Annotated in this window: 16 protein-coding genes; 8 read left to right on the top strand and 8 right to left on the bottom strand. The window is 57.5% G+C overall.

The features are described from left to right. Positions 1–43: 43 nt before the first annotated feature. Together H7850_RS12040 and aat are read right to left on the bottom strand one after the other, a co-directional pair. A complete protein-coding gene (locus H7850_RS12040; RefSeq protein ID WP_227369780.1) occupies positions 44–781 on the bottom strand; it encodes an arginyltransferase in 738 nt (245 codons plus the stop codon). After that, positions 771–1,490, bottom strand: a complete 720-nt coding sequence (gene aat / locus H7850_RS12035) for a leucyl/phenylalanyl-tRNA--protein transferase (RefSeq protein WP_227369779.1) — start codon at positions 1,488–1,490, stop codon at positions 771–773. The genes H7850_RS12040 and aat overlap by 11 nt, the downstream gene beginning before the upstream one ends. 255 nt (positions 1,491–1,745) lie before the next feature. On the opposite strand from aat, the gene H7850_RS12030 reads away from it, so the two are divergent. Further along, positions 1,746–4,922 (top strand): DNA translocase FtsK, encoded by a 3,177-nt coding sequence (locus H7850_RS12030; RefSeq protein ID WP_227369778.1) that lies wholly within the window; start codon positions 1,746–1,748, stop codon positions 4,920–4,922. Between the two features lie 261 nt (positions 4,923–5,183). Continuing rightward, a complete protein-coding gene (gene lolA / locus H7850_RS12025) occupies positions 5,184–5,816 on the top strand; it encodes an outer membrane lipoprotein chaperone LolA (RefSeq protein WP_227369777.1) in 633 nt (210 codons plus the stop codon). An 18-nt stretch (positions 5,817–5,834) separates the two neighbouring features. Here the strand turns inward: lolA and H7850_RS12020 are convergent, their stop codons facing one another. Both H7850_RS12020 and H7850_RS12015 read right to left on the bottom strand, forming a co-directional pair. Further along, positions 5,835–7,394, bottom strand: a complete 1,560-nt coding sequence (locus H7850_RS12020) for a phospholipase D family protein (protein ID WP_227369776.1) — start codon at positions 7,392–7,394, stop codon at positions 5,835–5,837. A gap of 64 nt (positions 7,395–7,458) precedes the next feature. Continuing rightward, positions 7,459–8,796, bottom strand: a complete 1,338-nt coding sequence (locus tag H7850_RS12015; RefSeq protein ID WP_227369775.1) for a replication-associated recombination protein A — start codon at positions 8,794–8,796, stop codon at positions 7,459–7,461. A 197-nt stretch (positions 8,797–8,993) separates the two neighbouring features. Between H7850_RS12015 and H7850_RS12010 the strand changes: the two genes are divergently transcribed. Further along, on the top strand, positions 8,994–9,545 hold the full coding sequence (locus H7850_RS12010; protein ID WP_227370020.1) for a hemerythrin domain-containing protein: 552 nt from the start codon (positions 8,994–8,996) through the stop codon (positions 9,543–9,545). A 29-nt stretch (positions 9,546–9,574) separates the two neighbouring features. Here the strand turns inward: H7850_RS12010 and H7850_RS12005 are convergent, their stop codons facing one another. From H7850_RS12005 to H7850_RS18255, 4 genes are all read right to left on the bottom strand, one after another. Continuing rightward, on the bottom strand, positions 9,575–10,837 hold the full coding sequence (locus H7850_RS12005; protein ID WP_227369774.1) for a Y-family DNA polymerase: 1,263 nt from the start codon (positions 10,835–10,837) through the stop codon (positions 9,575–9,577). Positions 10,838–10,839: 2 nt separating this feature from the next. Continuing rightward, a complete protein-coding gene (locus H7850_RS12000; protein WP_227369773.1) occupies positions 10,840–11,277 on the bottom strand; it encodes a LexA family protein in 438 nt (145 codons plus the stop codon). Positions 11,278–11,386: 109 nt separating this feature from the next. Continuing rightward, positions 11,387–12,484, bottom strand: a complete 1,098-nt coding sequence (locus tag H7850_RS18260) for a 2Fe-2S iron-sulfur cluster-binding protein (RefSeq protein WP_227369772.1) — start codon at positions 12,482–12,484, stop codon at positions 11,387–11,389. A gap of 21 nt (positions 12,485–12,505) precedes the next feature. Beyond that, complete coding sequence (locus tag H7850_RS18255; RefSeq protein WP_227369771.1) at positions 12,506–14,143, bottom strand: ethylbenzene dehydrogenase-related protein; 1,638 nt, start codon at positions 14,141–14,143, stop codon at positions 12,506–12,508. Between the two features lie 492 nt (positions 14,144–14,635). Here H7850_RS18255 and murI point away from each other — a divergent pair, with 492 nt between their 5' ends. From murI to H7850_RS11965, 5 genes are all read left to right on the top strand, one after another. Further along, on the top strand, positions 14,636–15,433 hold the full coding sequence (gene murI, locus H7850_RS11985) for a glutamate racemase (protein ID WP_227369770.1): 798 nt from the start codon (positions 14,636–14,638) through the stop codon (positions 15,431–15,433). Positions 15,434–15,482: 49 nt separating this feature from the next. Beyond that, entirely contained in the window at positions 15,483–16,628 is a 1,146-nt protein-coding gene (gene trmA / locus H7850_RS11980; protein ID WP_227369769.1) for a tRNA (uridine(54)-C5)-methyltransferase TrmA, read from the top strand. Between the two features lie 202 nt (positions 16,629–16,830). Further along, positions 16,831–21,678 carry an NAD-glutamate dehydrogenase gene (locus H7850_RS11975; protein WP_227369768.1) on the top strand — a complete coding sequence of 1,616 codons (4,848 nt, stop codon included), beginning with the start codon at positions 16,831–16,833 and terminating at the stop codon, positions 21,676–21,678. 245 nt (positions 21,679–21,923) lie between these two features. Beyond that, positions 21,924–23,087, top strand: coding sequence for a hypothetical protein (locus tag H7850_RS11970; RefSeq protein ID WP_227369767.1), 1,164 nt, complete (start codon positions 21,924–21,926; stop codon positions 23,085–23,087). Positions 23,088–23,122: 35 nt separating this feature from the next. Beyond that, the gene (locus tag H7850_RS11965) at positions 23,123–24,145 is read left to right on the top strand and encodes a quinone-dependent dihydroorotate dehydrogenase (RefSeq protein WP_227369766.1); all 1,023 of its coding nucleotides are present in this window, start codon (positions 23,123–23,125) and stop codon (positions 24,143–24,145) included. The last annotated feature ends 77 nt before the right edge of the window (positions 24,146–24,222 follow it).

Below are 24,222 nucleotides of genomic sequence, written 5' to 3'. Positions count from 1 at the left end.
GATATTGTGCCGTATGCCGGGCGTCATGGCAAAAAAACACTGATTATACAGGAATGGTCCGCCGCCATTGGCGTCCGTTGAGAAATTCCAGCGGCTGGAAAGCGCGCTTGTAGTTCATCTTGGAGGCTTCACGAATCCAGTAGCCAAGATAGACATGAGGCAATCCACGTGACCGCGCAAGTTCGATCTGGCTGAGAACGGCAAAGGTGCCCAGGGAGCGTCGCTCGTGAATTTTGCCAGGATCAAAGAACGTATATATGGCGGAAATGCCATGGCTCAACTGGTCGATGGCCGCCACGGCCAATAGCTTTTCCTCAAGCCGGAATTCCAGCAGGCGTGCATAGGGGTGTTCGAGAGTTAAGAAGGTACGGTACTGCTCATGGCTCGGTGGATACATGTCCCCATCCGCATGGCGAGCACGAATATAGCGCGCGTAGAGCATGTAATGCTCCGGATCGAAGACCGCCGGACGCTCGTGAATGTCGAGGTCCGCGTTGCGATGCATCAATTTACGCTGAGTACGGTTGGGGGTGAAATCCTTCACGGGGATGCGTACCGAGATGCACGCATTGCAGTTTTCGCAACGAGGTCGATACAAGTGTCGGCCACTGCGCCTGAAACCAAGGAGTGCCAGTGCATCATATACTCCCTGGCCCGGTGACTCCTGGGGATCGAGAAACAGCGTGGTGGCCTCGCGCTCTGGCAAGTAGCTGCATTCATGCGGGACGGTCAGAAAGAAGCGCAGATCCCGCTTGGGCTGAGGCGGAGCGCTACTGCTCACGATAGTGTCCTCCTGTGATCTTCGGCGAAGCCGCCTGTCTCCAGGCGGTTGTTGGCTGACATGTATACTGCTCAAGATAGTCGATGAATTCATCTCGAGCGATGTCGCGTGCGCCTAGACTGACCAGGTGGGACGTATGCATCTGGCAGTCGATCAGACCGCCCCCGTTAGCTGATAGATGATGTGCCAGATGCACCAGGGCGACCTTGGAGGCGTCGCGCTCGGCGCTGAACATCGACTCACCGAAGAACATGCGCCCCAGGGCAACGCCATAGAGCCCGCCCGCCAGCCGTCGATCCTGCCAGACCTCGACGGAGTGGGCATGACCCAGGCGATGTAGCCGGCAATAGGCATCCCGCATGTTCGAGGTGATCCAGGTGCCTTCGACATCGGCTCGAGACTTCGCGCAGGCATCGATGACTGCATCGAAATTTCGGTCGAAAGTGACTTCAAAACCCGCATTGCGCAATCGTTTGGCCAGGCTGCGGCGAACACGGATTTCGCCAGGAAAGAGGACCAGGCGTGGGTCGGGGCTCCACCACAAGATGGGTTGATCCGGGGTATACCAGGGAAAAATGCCCTGGCGATAAGCGGTCATCAGCCATTCGGGCGACAACTCTCCTCCGGCGGCGAGCAAGCCGTTGGGTTCGTCAAGCGCATGACGCGGGTCTGGAAAACCCACACAATGAGGCATAAGCCAAGGCAGCATGAAAAATTCATTTTGTTGAACGATGCGTTAGTCTGCCGTGTGCAAACGGTGATCTCAACGCTATTGAAGGCTAACGAGAGACTAGCGGCGTTTTAGGGGCTGTTCTCCCCCTGTGCTGCACCGCTCAGGCTCGGTATGATATTGGCCTGGAAAAATTAATATCCCTTCGCGTTAGAGAGATGGTTCTTCCCTGGGAAGGCGAAAACGAGCGTGCAGGTTGAAGAGGGGCGTCATTTGAGTGTCAAGAAGAAACCCGTGAGTCGTCGACAATCCACGACACAGGCCAAGGAAAAGGCGCGCCGTTTCGGTTTGCGCCTGCAAGGATCCACTCGGGAAGGGGTCGTCATTGTGTTGCTGGCCGCCTGTGTTTTTCTGTTGCTGGCGCTGTTCAGCTACACGCCTCAGGATCCCGGCTGGTCCCAGAGTGGCCCAGAGCAGAACGTCGTCAATTGGATGGGTCGCATAGGCGCCTGGTTGTCGGATGTCCTATATTCCCTGTTCGGAGTCAGTGCCCTGTGGTGGCCGGGCATGCTCGGGTTTGCCGCCTGGCGGCTGATGCGTCGTCGGGAGGTGCGTCTGGAGTGGGATGCCACCGCGTTGGCGGTCAGGGCTGGGGGGTTCGTTTTGCTCCTGCTGGCCACCACCAGTTTGGGAGCGCTGCATTTTTATAGCCCCAATAGCGAACTTCCTTACTCCGCTGGCGGCATTCTGGGGGAGGGGTTGCGTGATGCCCTGGTACCGCTGGTCGGTCTACGCGGTGCGACGCTGCTTTCCATAGCCTCTTTCCTATGCGGATTCCCGCTTTTCAGTGGCTTGTCATGGCTAACGGTCATGGATGAACTGGGGATGCGTGCCCAACGGCTATTGCGGTGGCTGCGCAGCCAGTTTGGCGGTGCGCGGGAGCAACTGGTGCGTACTCGGGAAGCCCAGCAGGAGCGTCGCGAAGCTCGACAGGAAGAAAATCGCAGGGGAGGGGGCTCCCAGCTTTCGGGTGCTGGCGATGAATCCTCCTTCGACCCGGATGAAGCACTACCCTGGTGGAAGCGCTGGTTGCCTTGGGGGCAGGACAAAGAGTCGCGGCCGCATCTCGATCACTGGCAGACAGAGCCGGCGCTGGCTGGCGGCCAGCGGCTAGAGCCTCGCTTCAATGCTGACCAGCAGACTCAGCAGCGAGGGTCGTCGTTTGACGAACCAGGCATGCCATTACGAGCGGAGCGAGATACCAGCACGACGATTCCCTGGGAAGTGCCTGCGCAGACTCCTTCGGCCAAACAGCCGGGCGCTGCCTATACTGCGCAAGAAGCGAGCATTCAGTCGGCCTTCAGTGCCGCGCCCACTCAGCAAGATGCCAATTCTTCCAGCCCCAGCGCTAGCGTCAACGATAATGAGCTGAGAATTCCGGCCAGCTTGAGACGCCCTGTTCCCGCGGAACCTTCCGAGCTTTCTACCTCTGGTTCTACGGCGCCCGCTTCAGCTACGCCGTCATCGACCTCGACTTTGCAAACTCCGATATCGGATCAACCGGCTCAGGAAACGCCGCATCACCATGCCCAGGAGCAGCGGGCATTCGCATCATCCGCCTCATCTTCCCATTCCATGGCGCGGCAAGAGCCGCCGGATATCAATTGGAATGAGTGGAATGAGAAAGAGGAAGAGGATGATGCGCCTCACCTGACCTGGAGCGATGCAACGGCAGGGGCCACTCGAGAAACGGCTCTGGAAGACTCCCAGGTTAAGGGTGATATGAGCGTTCGGGAAGACATTCGGACGCATGAAGAAACCCATGAAGGGAAAAGCCCAGGCCCACAGATAGCCACTGCGGAACAAGCGCAAGCCGCAGCTGCCGACCCCCAGGGCCCAACCCTGTGGACGGTAGAGCATCTACAGAGTCAGCGCCCCAGTCTGGGCAATCTGTCCGATGAGCCGGATGGCGACTTGCCGCCAACGCGCCTGTTGACACCGCCGGATCCGGCAAAGCCGAACTACAGCCCCCAGCAGTTGGCGGATATGGCAGAGCTGCTGGAAACGCGACTACGGGAGTACGGTGTCAAGGCCGAAGTCGTTGAAACCTGGCCCGGGCCGGTCATTACGCGCTTCGAGATCAAGCCGGCGGCCGGGGTTAAGGTTTCCAAGATCAGCAATCTGGCCAAGGATCTGGCCCGCTCCCTGATGGTCAAGAGCGTACGGGTAGTGGAGGTGATTCCGGGTCGGCCCACGGTGGGTATCGAAATTCCCAATCCCAATCGAGCGATGATCCGCTTGAGCGAGGTCACGGATTCAGACGCCTTCCAGCAGCCCAGCTCGGCGCTGACCCTGGCCCTGGGGCATGACATCGGTGGCGGACCCGTGGTGGCCAATCTAGGCAAGATGCCGCATCTGCTGGTGGCCGGTACCACCGGTTCGGGGAAGTCGGTGGGCGTGAACGCCATGCTCATCTCGATGCTGCTGAAGGCGACCCCGGCCGAGGTGCGCATGATCATGGTGGACCCGAAGATGCTGGAGTTGTCGGTCTACGACGGCATTCCGCATCTGTTGGCGCCGGTGGTCACGGACATGAAAGAGGCGGCCAACAGCCTGCGCTGGTGCGTGGCAGAAATGGAGCGTCGCTACAAGCTGATGGCGGCCATGGGGGTGCGTAATATCGCCGGCTTCAATGCCAAGCTCAATGAAGCGGAGCAGGCCGGCGCTCAGGTTGCCGATCCTCTATGGGAGCCCCAGCCCTGGCAGATGCACGAGCAGCCGCCGGTGCTGGAAAAGTTGCCCTACATCGTCGTGGTGATCGACGAGTTTGCCGACATGTTCATGATCGTCGGCAAGAAGGTGGAGGAGCTGATCGCGCGACTGGCACAGAAGGCTCGGGCCGCAGGCATCCATCTTATCCTGGCCACTCAGCGGCCTTCCGTGGATGTGGTTACCGGCCTCATCAAGGCCAATGTCCCGACGCGTATGGCGTTCCAGGTCTCTTCCAAGGTCGATTCACGTACGATTCTCGACCAGGGCGGTGCCGAGGCGCTGCTAGGCCATGGCGACATGCTCTATCTGCCGGCAGGCTCCGGCATGCCGACTCGCGTCCATGGTGCCTTTGTCGACGATGACGAGGTTCACCGTATCGTCGAGGACTGGAAGCGCCGCGGCGAGCCGGAATACATCGAAGAGATCCTGACCGGTGGCGTTAATGCGGATGCATTGGCTGGGCTCGAAGCGGAAGGCGGCGATGGCGACGACGCAGAGCAGGACGCTCTTTATGACGAGGCGGTGATGTTCGTTACCGAAACGCGTCGCGCCTCGATCTCCGCAGTACAGCGTCGCTTCAAGATTGGTTACAACCGTGCCGCGCGTCTGGTCGAGTCGATGGAGTCCGCCGGCGTGGTCTCGTCCATGGGAAGCAATGGGAGTCGGGAGGTATTGGCACCCCCTCCCGTAGGCGATTGAATAAATGCCTGCGCGAGCGAATCACTTCGTTGCACGAAGCATAAAAAATTCGCCTAACACCCGGTTATGCCTCGTGTTTTATGCTTCGTGCGCCTTGCGCTTCATCTCGCTCGGCAATTTATTCGATGATTTCGGCGCGAGCGAAAACGTGCAATCAATGAGAAAACAGTGATTCGCGGCAGTAATCGGTCTGATTTCGCGGTCAATAAAGCGAGACGGCAATCAATAGCCGTAAATTAGATAGTGTACAAAGGAGCAGGCATGAAGGTGTCAAGCAGACTGGCGGCAATGGGAATGGCACTGATGGTGCCGCTGGCCGTAAGCGCCGACGAGCAGGCCGCTTCGCGGCTTACGAGCTTGCTCGAACCTCTCGAAACCTATTCCGCGGGTTTCGAGCAGCAGATTCTCGATAGTTCCGGCTCTCGTCTTCAGAGCGCGGAGGGTTCCATGCTGCTGGCACGCCCAGGCAAGTTCCGCTGGGAAGTCGATGAGCCCTACAAGCAGGTCGTGGTATCCGATGGTGAAGAGATCTATCTGTACGATCCCGATCTATCGCAAGTGACGGTACAGCCTCTGGATACCCGGGTAACCCATACGCCCGCGCTGCTGTTGTCCGGCAGTGCCGATGCGTTGGCGGACGATTATGAGGTGGCACGCCAGCAGCAGGGGGCTACCGAAACCTTCAGCCTGATACCTAAAAGCCCCGATACCCTGTTCGAGCAGCTGAAGCTCGTCTTTCATTCCGAGCAGTTGAAAGGGCTGCGCATGAACGACAGCACAGGGCAGCAGACGGCCATCAGCTTTCAGAATCCGCAGCACAATCAATCGATCGAGCCATCCACCTTCGAGTTCGAGATTCCGGAGGGCGTGGACGTGATTCGCGAATCCCGCTGAGAATCAGCGATCAACCCGTCACAGCAACCAGTCGATGGGTAGCAACGCGAAAAACTTGACGGACTGACGCTTCCACCAGGAGGTGTTGGGCTCGGTGTCGTAGCGTTTGTTCTGGCCATCTACTCTGGAGACCCAGTAGAGATCGTTCTCCTCGCTGAGCTTGACCTGATAGGCCCGGGCAGGAATTTTATCGTTGAAGGTGCGATGCAAGGCCTGGGCGAGGCCTACGTCCTCGATCAGAAACCCCAGTTCGGTATTGAGCGTCGCCGAACGGGGATCGAAGTTGAAAGATCCGATGAAAAGCGTTTCGCCATCCAGGGCGAAGGTCTTGGCGTGCAGGCTCGTGCTGGAGCTGCTCAAGGGCGCGGGGCTGGCCTTGGGAGAAGCGTTCTTTTCATCAGACGTCATCTCGAAGAGCGATATTCCTGCCGCGAGCAGTTGTTTACGCCATTTGGCGTAGCCTGCATGCACCATCGCCACATCCGTGGCCGACAGCGAGTTGGTGAGCACGTTGAGGTTCACGCCTCGGTTGGCCAGGCCAGTCAGCAATCGTGTGCCATGCTTGGTAGGCACGAAATAGGCGGACACGATATCAAGAGAGCGTTCGCTGCCTCCAATGATGCTGGATATCTGATCGATCAAGTGGCCCTTCTGCGGCGCCTCGCCAAGCCCTTTGGCGGGGTCGTCGCTCAATAGATGCGTAGGCGCCCAGACAAGATCGAGCTCGCCGCCGAGTAACTGCGTGACGGTACTGTTTTCCTCGAGTGCCTTGAGGTAGGTCTGCGCCTTGGGCTGCTGTTTGATATGCGCGGTGCGCGCCCACAGGTTCTCCAGCGTGTCAGGGGCGGCGTCAGCAAGTAGACCCCGGACAGGATAGGCCGAGCCGCTGGCCCAGTAGCGATCGAAGTCCCCAGATGTTTCCTGTACCACCGGCCCGATGGCCAGCACATCGAGATCGGAAAATAGCGTGCCGTCTGTGGCACCAAAATATTCATCGCCGACATTGCGGCCACCGACGATAGTGGCCTGGTTATCCGCGGTGAAGGACTTGTTGTGCATGCGCCGGTTTACTCTGGAAAAGTCCGTGACAAACCCCAGGTACTTGAACTTGCGATACTTGAAGGGGTTGAACAGGCGCACTTCAATGTTGGGATGTTCGCTCAAGGCCGCCAGCAGATTGTCCGGCAGGCTGTTGCCAAGGTCGTCCAGCAGAAGGCGTACTCGGACTCCGCGGCGAGCGGCATCAAGCAGCGCCTGTATCAACAAGGTTCCCGTCAGGTCGTTTTCCCAGATGTAGTATTGCACGTCCAGGGTGCGCTCGGCAGCTTGAGCCAGCAGCGCCCGGGCGGCAAAGGCACCACGCGGATCGTCGAGCAGATAGAGGCCGCTGACCCCGAGATGCCGGGCAGCACGTTCGCTGGCTGCCTGGCCGAGCCGCGTTTCTCGGGCTTCGTCGATGGGCAGAAAGGAGGAGGGCGACCGCTCTTCGAGTCCGGGTAACGAAGCGCACCCGCTCAATAGCGCTAAGCTGAGCAAGGAAGCTGCAACGCTGAAAGCCGGTGTGTACTTCAGGGGCATGAAAAATTCCTTTTCTTTTGAGTCCTGGCGGGAGCTTTTGAATCCTGGCAGGGCCTTGCAGCGTTCAGGAGTGCTTGTCGGCTTGCTCGTCCAGTTGCGCGCGGTATTCCTGCATCTGCTTGAAACGCTTTTCCTGGCCGTGTTCGCTGGGATCGAAGAAGCGGGTCTTGGCTAATCCCTCCGGCCAGCAATCGTGAGCGCTGCCCGCCGGATAGCCCTCGGGTTCCTTGTGGGCGTAGCGGTAGCCCTCGCCATGGCCCAGGGAGGCCATCAACTTGGTCGGCGCATTACGCAGATAGACAGGCACTTCCAGGTCTGGATGTTCCTTGGCGAATTTCTTGGCTCCCTGCCAGGCGCGTTCGATGGCATTGCTCTTAGGGGCGACCGCCAGATGAATGGCTGCGTGGGCGATGGCCCGCTGGCCCTCGTAATCCCCCAGGCGCAGATAGGCGTCCCAGGCGGCGATGACCAGGGGCAGGGCGCGAGGTTCGGCATTGCCCACATCCTCGGAAGCGATGGCCGTCAAGCGTCGCACCACATCCAGCGGGTCGCCACCGCCTTGCATGAACTGCGCCATGTACAGCAGTGCCGCATCTGGTCGGGAGGAACGGATCGATTTGTGGATTGCCGAGAGCAGATCGTAATAGTGATCGCCCTGCTTGTCGAAAGCGCTGGCCTGATACCCGATCACCTCTTCGAGGGCGTCGTTGGTGAGGTACTCTTTGCCGTTCTCGACCTTAGTGAAGTCGCAAGCGGTTTCCAATAGACCAAGGGCGCGCCTTGCATCGCCACCGCTGGCCCGGGAAAGGGTAGCCAGCACCTCTTCATCGGCCTGGATGCGGCGCTTGCCAAGTCCGTTTTCCTCATCGTCCAAGGCATGGCGCAGCACTTGGCGAAGTTCGTCGTCATCGAGTTTCTTGAGTACATAGACCCGAGCCCGGGACAGCAGGGCAGAGTTGACTTCGAAAGAAGGGTTTTCCGTGGTGGCCCCGATCAGCGTCAGCAAGCCGGATTCCACGTGTGGCAGCAAGGCGTCCTGCTGGCTCTTGTTGAGACGGTGAATTTCATCGAGAAACAACACCGTGGGGCGTTGCTGGCTCTGGGCGGCCCGGGCGCGCTCCACGGCGGCGCGGATCTCCTTGACCCCTGCCATGACGGCAGAGAGGTGCTCCAGCTGAGCCCCGGAGGCCTCGGCCAGAATCTCCGCCAGGGTGGTCTTGCCCACGCCTGGGGGGCCCCACAGAATCATCGAGCGCAATACGCCGCTTTCGGCCATGCGGCGCAAGGGTTTGTCGGGGCCGACCAGCGCCTGTTGCCCCGTGTAATCCTCGAGGCTGCGGGGGCGCATGCGAAAGGCCAGGGGAGCGCTGTCGCTCTGGGCATGTTGACTGAACAGATCCATGAAAATGACTCGTGCTGAAGTAATCTGAGTGATCGATTGCGTCTGAACTGGACGGACGATAAACGCTTGGCGACAATTTTGGCGAGCGTAATGAGCAAGTAACGACTAGGGTAAACATTCGAGTCGAGAAAGCGCATCTCAAATCGCATTTTTTTGACTCTGCTCAGCCCTCAGCAGAAGGAGGTATTGCCATGCCCATGCTGACTCAGTTGCGACGCGATCATGCCAACATGGCGCGATTGCTTCATGTACTGGCCCTCAAGCACAGAACGCTGGCCCATGGTAAGCGTCCCGATTTCCAACTGGTGCGGGAAGTCGTGGACTACATTCTCGACTATATGAATACCTTCACCATACCCCTGGAGCGGCTCTACAGTGAGCATCTGCTGGCCAAGGTGCCCGAAGCCGACGAACTGAGCGGCCGCCTGGCTACGGATTATCAGGCGCTGCACGAACGTCTCAAGCAGCTATCCGATAACATCGACATGATCCTGATGGACGCCGTCGTGCCCATGGATCGCTTTGCCGACGATCTCAAGGCCTATCTGGATGCGCATCGTACCTATCTGCGCGCCGAGCGCGAACAGCTATTTCCACTCTTCCGTGAGCATCTGACCGATGAGGATCAACAGCGCCTGCTCAAGATGCTTCCCGACGGTGCGGAGTCGAGTCTCTTGCAGCTACAAGAGGCCTACCCTCAACTGTATGCGGAGTTCAAGGAGGCGCCGTCTCCCTTCGACCGGGAATAGCAGTAATCAGGACGAGATAGCTTGCGATATCAGCCTGAGCGTACGTTGGGTAGTTCGTCCCACCGGGTAGTGTAGGACGCGGAGCGGTGGCGGCTGTTCATGCGCCATGCGCTCTGTCGCTGTTGTACGCCTAGGGTCAATGCCTCGCGCCCGTAGCGCTGACGAATGGCGTCCCAGGCTTGCATCAGGGCTTCCTGACGTCCTGGTTCGCAGCCATCGAGCAGAGACGGCTGACTATGGCGCCGCGGACTCAATTCACCGAGCATGACGCCCATTTTCTGATAGGCATATCCGGGTCGCCAGAGCCTTTGCAGCAGCAGTTGGGCCTGACGATTGAGTCGCACCGTGTCGGCACTCGGGAATGGCAATGTCGTCCATAGTGGATGCTGCTGTTGTGGCCCAGGATTATGCTGGCTGGTGCGCAAGAAGACGCCCACGGCGCCTGCAAGCATGTCGTCCCGGCGCAGCTTTTCGCCGGCGCGCTGGCAATGATGACGCAATGCCTCTCCGAGTTGCTCGGGATCGTTCAGTAGACGGCCGAAGGAGCGCGAACACAGGATGCTGCGGCGCGGAGACTCCAGATCCTGGGCTTCCATGCACGCTGTTCCCTTTAACTCCCGCGCCGTGCGCGCCACCACCACGCTGAAACGCTTGCGCAGCCAGGATTCGGGCGCGTCGCGCAGATCGGCGGCAGTGTCGATTTTCAGATCGCTGAGTTGCAGCGCAAGCCGCGCGCCGATGCCCCACACTTCCTTGACCGGCAGCTGGCGCAGATGCTGATCCAGCGCCGAGTCCGCTGCATCCGGCCAGATGCATACCTGGGGCCGGCTAGGCATGCGTTTGGCCTGATGATTGGCCAGCTTGGCCAGGGTGCGAGTCGGGGCGATACCCAGCGAGACGGGCAGCCCCACTTCGCGTTCCACCCGTCTTACCAGGTCACATCCCAGTTTCTCGAGATCGCCGTTCATGCCACGAAGATCGAGAAAGCACTCGTCGATGGAGTAGGGTTCCAGGGCGGGTACGCGTTGGGCCAGCACACGCTGCACGCGTCCCGAAAGATCGCCATAGAGTGCATAATTGGATGATTTGAGTACCAGCTTCTGGCGCTGGGCAACAGGAATCTTGTGGGCGGGCATTCCCATGGCGACGCCAAGCGCCTTGAGTTCCTCGGAGCGCGCAATCACGCAACCGTCGTTGTTCGACAATACCCCCACCGGAACACCTTCCAGGGCGGGATCGAACAAGCGCTCGCAGCTGACGAAGAAGTTGTTGCAATCGATAAGGACGTACATGCTCAGCCCGGTCTGCGACAGTCGTGAATGACATGGCAAACCAGCCCCCATAGGCGGCAGTCATCGTTGCCTTCCAGGGGTAAGCATGCCTGGCGTGAGTCGCCGCCGCGCAGCCACCAGCGCGCGCCTTGGCTTTCCAGCCGGTACAAGGCCAGTTCGCCATTGACGACGGCCACCAGCCATTGGCCTGGCATGGCCTTTTGAGAGCGATCAACGATCAGCAAGTCGCCGTCATGAAAGCCGTCATTGTTCAAGGTGCTCCCTGATACCCGCATGAAAAAGGTCGAAGCCGGACGGGGGATCAGGTACTGGTTGAGATCCAGCGGCGCTTCTAGGTAGTCATCCGCTGGGGAGGGAAAGCCACTGGCACCGCGTCGCTCTCCAACGCTAAAGGAACTTCTATCTCTAGAGGTCGTGGAGGCAAAGTGGCAGATGGACATGTAATCTCCAGGGGAAAGTGTCGGCAAATTGATACTGTAAAAATAAACAGTATTTGGTTTGCCGACAACCCCTGGACACGAATTCCTGCCCGGGCCATTCAACGCTTTTTTAGGATAAAAGGCTCATGAAGCGCTTGACCAGATTACCCTTGGAGCGGCTGACGGTGCCGGGTTCGGCACGAAAGACGTCTGCATGAATGTCGTCAGGTGAGACGCCTTTGACGATGCCCATCTCTCTGACCGCTTCCACCAGCCCCGGTGAACCGGCGATATACAGCGGAATGCCGGCCAAGGAGTCGAAATCTGCCGCGAAGACTTGATGCAGGGTGCCATGACGGTATGTTTCCGGGATATAAGAGCCCGTTGACGAGTCGTTCATCTGCCGGTTTCCCGTCTGGGCGAACCCCCTTAGAACGATATGCACTTGCAGGTTGGGATACGCCTCGGCCAGCCACCCAAGCTCTTCTTCGGCGTGGATATCGTCACGCTCTCTGACCCCGTAATAGAGATGAATGACCTGCTGCGGTCGCCTGGACAACGCACTGCGCAGGATCGCCAGAATGGGGGCAAGACCGGTGCCCCCCGCCACCGCTAGAAGCGGACCTTCATGCTCATCTCGCAGATAGGCAGTGCCGAAGGGGCCTTCCAGGTGCACGGCATCGCCTGGTTGCAGGTGCTGGGCAATGTGATCGCTGACCACACCCTCGGGCAGGTGCGCGATATGAAATTCCAGTAGGTCGGTGCCAGGCAGGTTAGCCATGGAGTAGGAGCGTGCCGGCAGGTCGCCAATCCGCAGGCGTGCGTACTGGCCCGCCATGAACTTCATCGGGGCGCCGTCGGGGGTCAACCAGAGCCGAACCACGGAGCGCGAAACCCGCTCTATCTCGTGAACTGTTGCTCGATGGCTGGCAGGGGCAAAGATGGGTAGCTGCACATCCGTCGCCTGCCAGCATACGACGATATCCGTCTTGGGTTGGCAGCGACAGGCGAGTACGAGCCCGTTCTTTCGCTCTTCGCTACTTAATGCATCGGCCAGGCAAGGGTCGTGGCGGACTTCGCCCTGCACTAGCTGCGTCTTGCACTGACCGCACTCGCCGGAGCGGCAATCGTGAGGATAGGGGACGCCAGCCTTGAGCGCTGCATCGAGTATCGTGCCCTTCGAAACCTCGACCGGGTGTGGCCACTGTTCTATTGTAATCTGTTTCACTATGTTTTCCTTCGCTTCGCGTTACCGCATGATCATGCGCACGGGATGCAGATGCTGGCTGTGGCGTGTCTGGGTGTGATCGAATACGGCAACCCACATATAGAGCGGGGTGTCTTGGCTCAAGGCCGCATCGAATTTCGAGCCGGTATCGAGTTTGCGCTCGGCCTCCAGGGTCCAGCGCCCATCATGCCACTTGGCCGCGGAGTGAACCTGGCCACGATCACCCTGGGTAGGGCCGTCATGTAGCACCGAGGGCATGATCGTACCCACCGGATAGGTATCCGCTTCCTTGCTGTAGGGAATGGTGTCGTCCATGGCCATCCAGAATTGGCCTTCATCGCTCGTTTCTGGATCGAGAGAGGCGCTCTGCAGACCCTCGATCAAGCCAGGGTCCTTGGGTAAGCGTTTGGGTGTGACGAATTCGGTGTCGAAACTTTCCCAGTTCGAGGTGTAGCCACCCCCGGTCTTGGGGTCCTGGGTATAGCCGCCGGTATAGCGATCCTTTTCCGGATTGGGTTCCATAGGGGGGCCGAAGTAGTTGTCGTCGATCTGACCTACGGCGCCAGTACGCACGGATTTCCAATGCCAGACATCGACCAGGGAGTCATCCGTGGTGTAGTGCAGGCCACGTCCATTGGCTGGCGCCGGTTTGTTGGCAAGCGGTTTGGGGCCGAGGTGCGAAGTTCCGGCACCGGCTATCGCCGAGGAGGTGGCAAACATGACGCCGAACTTGTCTTCGTAATAGTCGTTTTCATCATTGATACCGTATTGGGACTGCAGCACCTGCCAACCTTGCTCGGTTTTCTGCAGCGGTAGATGCTTGCGACTGCGCGTCGAATCCGGCCATTCGAACAACGTATAGAGCGTTTCATCGTCGTGAACCATGCGCACGGTGACGTCTTCCCCGGCAGGACTATTGACACCTCGGCCAGTAGCAATCGTGACTGCTGGAGCGCCGGCCCAGGCCTCATCATTGCCCTTGCCATCGATCACAGGGGCGGTTTGGGTCTGGGTGACAGGCAAATCTTCAATGACATTACGGTCGAGTGCATAAACGCCCGCAGCGGCGGCACCTGCTACTGCAATGGCACTAATTGCCGCCGCACCGTAAGCAGCCGTAGGGTTCAGGATTTTTAGAAGTTGAGGAACGCCACCAAGTGCCAGTTGAGCGATAACGTGCAGAAAAACATAAGCAATTATGATCCAGGCAAGTAATTGATGCGTATCCGTGATTAGCCAATAAGGGAGTAGCCCCGGTGCGATATAGAGCACTAGCCCGGTTATTGCTGCCAGGAAGAGCAAAATGAATGCCATCCAATAAATAAGTATGTTTATTTTCTTTAATCGAGAGTGACGTTTGTTAGACGTTGATCCATGCTGTTGCCCAGCACTTACCGAGACTCGATTGGTCAGCCGTGCTCTAATTAAGAAGATGATATAGGCAATCATGACGGCACCTAGGGCCAGGGCAGTCCAGCTGTGCCATTGGATCACGTCGCCCTGTAGAAGTATGCCGCTGAGTAATGGTGCCAAGGTGGCATCGGGTTTGTCCACGGCAATTCTGAAGCCAGTCAAGAGGCTAAATACTAGCGTTACAACCAGCGCCCAGTGCAAGCATATTGTAGTAATATCGGTTTTAGGGATTCGTTTTGTAGCCACTATATCTATCCTTTGTAGCGGGAGGGCAATGCAATTTAAAACGGCCGCGAGACATTAATATTTAATGTGGTTGTTGGCAACTTATTAAAATTAGAAACAGTGTTTTTGTTTATTGCAAAATATTGTCATGTCAATTTAAGTAGACGTAAAGTGTCTTTTGTTTTCCATGCTGCTGTAACGAGAGGTTCAATATTGAAGAGGATTGTTGACACATTAAGAAATTAAAGTTGTTTAATGTAAAATACTGTCTGTATCTTTAAGGCGACATTTGCAGTGAGGTTTATTTATTTAAGTTGCTTTTAATTTACATTGCTGCTGGCGTATGCTGCCAGTATGGTATTAATTGTTAACGTTTCTGACGTTTTAATAATAGCCAAATCGCGAACAGATTCGGCTGAATGCAAGGTGTCGCCATTTGACGAATCATCGATCTTGCAGACATTTGTGTAATGATTTTTTAAAATGCGCAAACATTCGCGGACGTGGAATCAGATGAGCGGACCGATCCTTGTTTTCGATTCGGGTGTTGGGGGCCTATCGGTCGTGGTGGCCATACGTCGCCACTTGCCTGAAGCTGCATTGGCCTATCTTTGTGACAATGCCATGCTGCCCTATGGCACCAAACCGGACGCTTGGCTGGTGGCACGTATTGCCGATGTCTGCTGTGCTGCAGTAGCTGCAAGTAATGCAAGCGCCTTGGTCATCGCCTGCAATACGGCCAGCACCCTGGCTCTGCGCGAACTGCGAATGCGCTTGAGTATCCCGGTAATCGGCACGGTACCCGCCATCAAGCCTGCAGCGATGGCGACCCGCAGTGATACCTTCGGTTTGCTGGCAACCTCGGCCACAGTGCGTCGTCCTTATACCGAGAGATTGATACAGGATTTTGCCGCCCACTGCCGTGTCATTCGAGTAGCGGCGGACTCCCTGGTCACTCAGGCCGAGCGCAAGCTTCGGGGGCTGGCGGTCGATAGGGGTGAAATGAACCGCGAGCTGACGCCTTTCTGGACCGCTGCCGAACTCGATACCGTGGTGCTGGGCTGTACCCATTTCCCGCTACTGCGTGACGAGCTGAATGCCTGCGCACCGCGCCCAGTCACCTGGATCGATTCCGGTGACGCTATCGCTCGGCGTGTGGCACAGGTCATCACCGGGATCGCGCCTGCAGGGGGCGTAGAATTCGCCTGGAGCAGCGCTCCGGACCCGGCGCTGGCCAAGGTGCTCGAAGCCTATGGCTTTGCCTCTTTACAGTCTTTGCGGGCATCCTCGCTGCCATTGTCACTGGATTGAGCCATTACGCGGACATCTTTATCATCCATCACTTTATCGAGGAGACTGCGTGGCCGTACCCGTCGTCGAACCCGAACGTTACTCGCAGCAACTAGAGGCCAAGCGCGACATCATCCTTCGCCGCTTTGCCCATCTCGATCCACCGTCGCTGGAGGTGTTTGCTTCGCCTCCCAGCTACTTTCGCCAACGCTGCGAATTTCGCTTGTGGCATGAAGGTGACGATCTATTTTATGCCATGTTCGAGGTTGATGCAGAGGATCCAAGCAGCAAGAAGATCGTTCGGCTCGATCAGTACTCGGTGGCAAGCCAACGTATCAACGAGCTGATGCCGCAATTGATCGAGGCGCTGCGTGACGATCCTGCGCTGCGCTACAAGCTGTTCCAGGTGGATTTTCTGACGACACTTGCCGGCGAAGCGCTCGTTACCCTGATCTATCATCGTGCTCTCGATGATGACTGGGAGCAAAAGGCGCGAGCACTGCAGGTGCGTTTGGATGTAATGATCATCGGCCGCGCTCGCAAGCAGCGGCGCGTGCTCGAACGGGATCATGTATGGGAGCGACTTGCGTTGGACGATGAGCGTGAGTTCGTTTATCAGCAGGTGGAAAACAGCTTTACCCAGCCCAATGCCCAGATCAACCGCAAGATGCTGACCTGGGCCAGGGACGTGACCCGAGGCAGTCAGCAAGGGGATCTGGTGGAGCTCTACTGTGGCAATGGCAATTTTACTGTGGCCCTGGCGGAGAACTTTCGCCGAGTGCTGGCCACTGAAATATCCCGTACCGCCGTTGCCTCGGCCCAGATCAACCTGACAGCCAACGGGATCGACAACGCAGTGGTGGCGCGTATGTCCGCCGAGGAGTTCGCTCAAGCTCTGGCCAATCAAAAGCTCGACGACAAGAGTGGCGAGACGCTGGGTGAAAGAAAAGGACGACGGGTAAGCGCCATGGCACTTGAAGAGTATGCCTTCACCACGGTGCTGGTCGATCCCCCCCGCGCAGGGCTTGATGAACATAGCTGTGAACAGCTGCGCGACTATTCCCGCATCGTTTATATCTCCTGTAACCCCCAGACGCTGCTGAACAACCTCGAACAGCTAAATAATACTCATGCTATCGCGCGTTTTGCGCTGTTCGACCAGTTTCCATGGACCGATCACTGCGAATGCGGTGTGCTGCTCGAACGGCGTGTATAAGCCTTGGCGGTTCTCTTTTCTGGTGGTGCTTCAGCAAAGAGTAATGCGCGTACGACATGCGCCATGAAGAAGCGGGCATGTCGATAGGGGCAACCAGGTAAGCTAGAGTAAACTCGTACCCACGTAAAGGCGCAGCCTACCAAGCTGCGCCGATGAATATTTACCGGCCGCAAATGGCGTCCGGAAGCAGCCGAGGTGATTGATGCAACACGTCGCAATCGATGACAAGAAAGAATTTCTGGCGCAGCTGAGGGAGCAGCTCAAGAAGCGCTTGCCCCAGGACAAGGTGAAGACGATCGCTGCTTTCGCCGAGGATTTCTACGCCAATGCGCCTCTCGAGGATCTAAATGAACGCCATCTTGACGACGTCTACGGCGCGACACTGTCGATCTGGCACTTCATTCAACAACATGACCCTTCCCAGCCCAAGGTCGGCGTCTACAATCCGGACTTCGAAAAACATGGCTGGCAGTCCACCCATACGGTAGTCGGCGTACTACACGAGGACATGCCGTTCCTGGTCGATTCTGTGCGAATCGAGCTCAACCGCCGCGGTATCACGGTGCACGCCATTCACAACGCAGTGTTGGCGGTAGAACGCGACAACCATCATCAACTGGTTCGAGCCACCTCAGTCAATGCCAAGAATGCCCCGGAAAACCGGGAATCGATCATCGTCGTCGAAGTCGATCGTCATTCCGATGAAGCGGTACTCGAGGAGCTTGAAACCAGCCTGGAAGACGTGCTGGTGGATGTACGTACCGCCGTCGAGGATTTCGAGCCGATGCGCGATCAGGCTCGGACCGCGCTCGATGAGCTAAAGAAAGCACGTCCCGAGCCGGTCGATGCCGCGGATTACAAGGAAACCCTCGCCTTTCTCGAATGGCTGATCGACGATAACTTCACGTTCCTTGGTTATGACGAATACGAGGTCAATGGCAATAAGAGAAAGGCCAAAAGCAGCAAAGGGCTTCACCATGTCGAGGGTAGCGATCTCGGTGTTTTCAAACTCGACCAGCCTCGCTATCGCGAACACCTTCGCAGTGAAAAGAATATCGTGGACGAACATGTCCACACGCCGGAATTGATCTCTTTTGCCAAGAGCGCTCATCATGCCAGGGTACACCGCCCCGCCTATCCGGATTACATCATCATCGATCGCTACGATGACAAGGGCAATATCGTGGGTGAGCGCCGTTTCATGGGGCTTTATGCGGCCACGGTGTACAACGATTCACCGCGCAACGTGCCGATGCTGCGCAAGAAGATCAATACGGTGTTGAAGGCCTCCGGGTTCAATCCCGGTGGCCACAACGGCAAGCAGTTGATGAACATCCTCGAGGTCTTTCCCAGAGACGATCTATTCCAGATCGATACCCAAGAGCTCACGGATACCGCCCTTGGCATTCTCAGTATTCGCGAGCGTCGCCGGGTTCGTCTGTTCGTGCGGGAGGATCGTTTCGGACGCTTTTATTCCTGTATGGTCTTCGTGCCTCGGGATGTATTTTCCACGGCTCTTCGGGTGCGCATACAAAAGCTATTGTGCGAAGAACTCGATGCAGAGTTCGGCGACTTCAACACCTACCTTTCCGAATCGGTACTGGCGCGGATTCAATACATTTTGCGCTTCAACGATGAGCAGCCAGTCGAGTACGATTTACGGCGACTCGAGAAGAAGATCGAGTCGATAGCGCGCAGCTGGAAGGACGATCTGCAGAGTGCCTTGGTCGAGGGTTTCGGCGAAGAGCAAGCCAATGTGCTGCTCAACCGCTATCGCGACGCCTTCCCGGGGAGCTATCAGGATGACTTCACAGCGCGTACGGCGGTTTACGATCTGCATCATATCGACGAACTCGAAGAGGGGGCCCCCATCTCCCTGAGCCTTTACCGTCTGGTGGAAGAGGACGTCGAAGGTATCAATCTCAAGCTGTTTCACAAGGAAAACCCGATTCCCTTGTCCGATGTGCTGCCGGTCATGGAGAACCTTGGATTGCGAGTGATGGAAGAGCGGCCCTACGGTATTCACGCCGAAGATCGCTCCTTCTGGATTCATGACTTTGCTCTGGAGCATCACGCTAGCGAGATCGTCAACTTGCAGGAGATGCGGGACGTCTTCGTCGATGCATTCCGGCGCATCTGGACCGGCGAAGCAGAGAACGACTCCTTCAACCGACTGATCATCGGCGCCAACCTGAACTGGCGCGAAGTGGCCATGCTGCGCGGCTATGCCCGCTATCTGAAGCAGATACGCTTCAGCCTGTCCCAGCGCTATATTGCCAATGCCCTGGCAAGCTATCCCGAGATTACTCGAGAGCTGGTCACCCTGTTCGAGCTACGCTTTGATCCGGAGCAGCAGCAGCGGGAAAAGGAAGCGGACGCCTGCCTTGAGCGGCTCAACGAACTGCTCGATACGGTGGCGAGTCTCAACGACGATCTACTGCTGCGCCGTTATATCGAGCTGATCCAGGCAACGCTGCGCACCAATTATTACCAGCGCGCTGATGGCGGTGAGTCCAAGAGCTACATCGCCTACAAGCTCGAACCGAGCCAGATTTCCGACATGCCCAAGCCGCGGCCGGTCTTCGAGATATTCGTCTACTCGCCACGGGTCGAAGGGGTGCATCTGCGCGGCGGCAAGGTAGCTCGAGGCGGGCTGCGCTGGTCGGATCGCCACGAAGATTTCCGTACCGAGATTCTCGGGCTGGTAAAGGCTCAACAGGTCAAGAATGCGGTCATTGTGCCGGTAGGCGCCAAGGGCGGTTTCGTGTGCAAGCGCATGCCGCCGAATGCCGATCGTGATGCTGTTCAAGAAGAGGGCATTGCCTGCTATCAGCTCTTCATCCGTGCCCTGCTGGATGTCACCGACAACCTCAAGGGCGGGGAAGTCGTGCCTCCAGAGGCGGTGGTGCGTCATGATGAAGCGGACTCGTACCTGGTAGTGGCGGCGGACAAGGGCACGGCCTCGTTTTCCGATATCGCCAACGAGATCTCCTTCGAGTACGGCCATTGGCTGGGTGATGCCTTCGCCTCTGGTGGTGCCAATGGTTACGATCACAAGAAGATGGCTATTACGGCCCGGGGCGCCTGGGAATCCGTAAAACGTCATTTCCGTGAGCTCGGTGTGAATACGCAGGAAGACGAGTTCACCGTGGTGGGTATCGGCGACATGGCCGGGGACGTGTTTGGTAATGGCATGCTGCTCTCCGACAAGATACGTCTGGTCGGTGCTTTCAACCATATGAACATATTCGTTGATCCGTCTCCGGATGCGGCCAAGTCCTTCAAGGAGCGCAAGCGCCTGTTCGAAAAGCCGCGCTCAAGCTGGGAAGATTACGATAGCGCCCTGATTTCGGAAGGCGGTGGGGTCTTCAAGCGCAGCGCCAAGTCGATCGACATTACCAAGCAGATGAAGGATGTGTTCGGCATCAAGCAGGACAAGCTTTCGCCCAACGATCTGATCAGTGCCATGCTCAAATCCAAGGTCGATCTGATCTGGAACGGCGGTATCGGGACCTATATCAAGTCGAGCGAGGAATCGAACGCGGACGTGGGAGACAAGGCCAACGATGGTCTGCGAATCGATGGCCGCGAAGTCAACTGCCGAGTAATCGGCGAGGGTGGCAACCTGGGCATGACCCAGCGGGGCCGCATGGAAGCGGCCTGGCGCGGGGTGCGGGTCAATACCGACTTCATCGACAATGCCGGTGGCGTGACCTGCTCGGACCAGGAGGTCAATATCAAGATCCTGCTCGACGACATCGTCAAGCAGGGCGACATGACCGACAAGCAGCGTAACAAGCTGCTGGCGGATATGACCGAGGATGTCGCCAAGCTGGTGCTCTCCAGCAACTATCGTCAGGCTCAGGCGCTCTCCTTGTCGGTAATTCTCGCCAAGCAGAACATGGGGCCTTATCGGCGCTTCATCAACGAACTCGAGGCCAGCGGTCAGCTCGATCGGGAACTCGAGTTCCTGCCGGAGGACGAAGCGCTCATCGAGCGCTCCAACGCGGACGAGGGCTTGACCCTGCCGGAACTGTCCGTGTTGATCTCCTATGCCAAGAGTACCTTGAAGGGCGATCTGATCGAATCCAATGTGCCGGATGATCCCTATGTCCAGACCTGCATGGAGTCAGCTTTCCCGGACGTGCTGGTCGAGCGCTTCAGCGAGCAGTTATACGAGCATCGCCTCAAGCGAGAGATCGTCGCCACCCAGATCGCCAACGATCTGGTCAACCACATGGGCATCGTCTTCGTCAGGCGCCTGATCGATACCACCGGGGCGGGGCGCGCCGAGATTGCGCGGGCCTATATCATGGCGCGGGACAGCTTCAACCTGAGCAGCCTGTGGAACCAGATCGAGGCGCTGGACAACAAAGTCGATTGTCAGGTGCAGTACCGCATGATGCTCGAACTGAGAAGCCTGATCTATCACATGGCTCGCTGGTTCCTGCGTCAGCGTTCCAGTCAGTCGGTGCAGGAGAACGTCGAGTACTTCGAGCCGCGCCTGAAGCAGCTTCAGGAAAGCATCGGCAAACGACTGAGTGGAGACGATCTCAAGGCCTGGAAAAAGCGTCGCGATGATCTCGAGAAGGCCGGCGTGCCCAAGGCCTTGGCGGATGTCGTCGCAGCGACCAATCAACTCTATGCAGGGCTTGGCATCATCGGCGCGGCGCGTCAGACCGATGAGAAGATTCAGCGGGTGGCGGATGTCTATTACGAACTGGGCCAGCGTCTGGACCTGCCCTGGATGACGGATCAGGTCAACGCCCTCGAAGTACACGACAGCTGGCAGGCCCAGGCCCGGGAAGCCTTCCGTGACGACCTTGATCGTCAGCAGCTGGCGCTCACGGTCAACGTGCTGAACCTGGAAGAGGCGCCGAAGGAAGCTGAACCCCGTGTGAAGGAGTGGGTCAAGCGCCATGCGGATCTATACGAGCGCTGGAGTAAACTGATCCATGAAATCAACACAGGTGCTCAGCCGAGCTTTGCCTTGTTTGCCGTGGCGATTCGCAAGCTGGTCGATCTTTCGGAAAGCAATAGCGAAATCTGAACGGTGCCGGAAGGCGAGTGAATAGGTGAAGTGAATAGGTGAATAGAAAAACTTGATCAGCGAGTAGCTGATGCAATGAAAGGCCTCTGTTCGGCATGGTTCGGGCAGAGGCCTTTTTTCTGCATTTTCTTCCGAGTGAACCGCATGAAACGCTTTTGTTACTAAAGGGATGCGTATACGGTTCTCTGGTATGCTGTGCCACAATTAGGTCAGCGATTTCCTTAATGTCATTGTAGAGAGGCTTCATGAAATATCGTGCACTTCCTGTCGCCGTGGCGCTGGGGTTAGCCAGTGTAACATTGCCCACGTTAGCGGACAGTCCGGCGCTACAGCGTGCTGAAAAAGCCGCGGCGAAGGTCGATATCAGCCGTTTCTTTACCGCGCGCACGGATGCCCGAAGCCAGAGCTTTGGTTTCGGTGGCACTCATGAGCACGCCTTCACCGTCGATAAGACAGGGCGCTACGTATTTACCAGCGAAACTTTCGTCGGTGATTCCAACGACTATCGCATTGACGCAACGCTGCTGGACGCGCAAGGCAACGAACTGGCGAGCGCAAAAGCGCTCGGTCAGAATGGCGGATTGCGACTGATAGAGGAACTCGAGCCAGGCGATTACGTATTACGCGTCTACGCGGACAAATTTGGCAGTGAAGCAGTAGATGGCAATAGCTACACCGTTTCGGTTGCGGGGCTCGATGCCCAAGGCAAACGCCTGGACACGAATGCCAGCGGTATCGATGGCGGTTCGAGCATCCAGTTCGCTGGGCCCGGAGAAGATGGGCGTACGACGGGATTCGTCAATAACGATGATGCAGTGGCCACTATCGCGGCCCCCAGAACGAGCCCCTCTGCAAATACGCCACAAAATGTGCCCAATGATGGAACTTCCAGGTCGGCAAGTGTGATGAGAAACGGGGCGCCACCGTCCTTGTCTTCTCAGCAACAGAGTGCACTTGACGTGCCGCCCCCCCAGGCGAGCGCCAACGGCGGTGTCGCTGTCCAAGATAGTTCCAGTCTCGGCAATGCCGGGAATGAGGAAGTCTCTTCATCGCAGCTAGAGGGCTCTTCACAGCAGCCCGAAGCTTTTGACGAGCTCGTGGCGGATATCGATATTCGTACCCAGGGCGAAGTGCTCAGCTTCAATGTGGCCGAGGCGGGTACCGTTTCCGTTACCAGCTCTACCTTCGTGGGTAGCGAAACGGACTATCGTCTTGAAGCCAAGGTGCTGGATTCGAATGGCAATGTGGTCGCCAGCGACAAGGCAGAAGGGTTCGAAGGCGATTTCGACATCGAGACACGGCTGGCGCCAGGTCGCTATACCGTATGGGTCAAGGGGCAGAAATTCGGAAGGGCTGGCAGCGGAGCCAACAACTACACCTTGCGAGTACAGCAGCTCGATAACCAGTAGGCATTTGTGACAGCTACTTGTAGCAGGAATCCTTGATGTATAGCCTTGCCCGCGCGTTGCTCTTTCGCCTCGATCCGGAGAGGGCGCATGAGCTCTCTCTCAAGAGCCTGAATTTTCTATACCGTGCGGGCGTCTTGAATGCTCGGCAACAGCGCCATGACAGCGACGAATTTGTGGAGCTGATGGGACTGCGCTTTGCCAATCGGGTAGGACTCGCGGCAGGACTGGACAAGAACGCGGATCATCTCGATGCTCTTGGGGCGTTGGGATTCAGCTTCGTCGAAGTCGGCACGGTGACCCCCAAGGCTCAGCCGGGGAATCCGCGTCCTCGCATGTTTCGTGTGCCCCAGCGTCAGGCCATCATCAATCGCATGGGATTCAACAATGCCGGTGTCGATCATCTCATCTCCAATATCCGCAAGAGCCGTTACGAGGGTGTGATCGGCATCAACATTGGCAAAAATTTGACCACCCCGGTGGAAAAGGCTGTCGATGACTATCTGGCCTGTCTGACCCAAGTACATCCTCACGCGCACTACATTACCGTCAATATCTCCTCACCCAATACACCGGGGCTGCGTAATCTGCAGTTTGGTGAGCATCTCGATGCACTGCTAGGCGCGCTGCGAGAGGAGTGTTCGCGCCTGGATCGGCAAAAAGGCAAACCGGTGCCCCTGGCGGTCAAGATCGCTCCGGACATGGATGCCGAAGAAGTAGGTCTCGTTGCCCAAGCGCTGTCCGCCAATGCCATCGATGCGGTGATTGCCACGAACACCACCGTCTCTCGCGAAGCGATCGCAGGGTTGCCTCATGCAGAAGAGCAGGGCGGTCTGTCTGGCGTGCCAGTGTTCGAGGCCTCCAACCGGGTGATCCGTGAACTGCGCCACCACTTGCCGAATATGCCCATCATCGGTGTAGGGGGTGTCGATAGCGGCGAGAAAGCAAAAGCAAAATGCGAGGCAGGGGCGGATCTGGTGCAGCTCTATACCGGGTTCATCTATCAGGGGCCCGGCTTGATCGGTGAATGTGTCCGAGCGCTGCAAGTGGACAAGAAATAGCGTCAGGAGATCAAGCTTTTCGATGTAGACTACCTTGAATCAGAAAGGCCCGTGATAGAAACACGGGCCTTAATGGG

The organism is Halomonas sp. M20 (assembly GCF_020622265.1).
In the GTDB taxonomy this organism is placed as follows: Bacteria; Pseudomonadota; Gammaproteobacteria; order Pseudomonadales; family Halomonadaceae; genus Modicisalibacter.
Note: the sequence above shows the minus strand (reverse complement) of the source record. Positions and strands in the feature narration are given on the sequence as shown.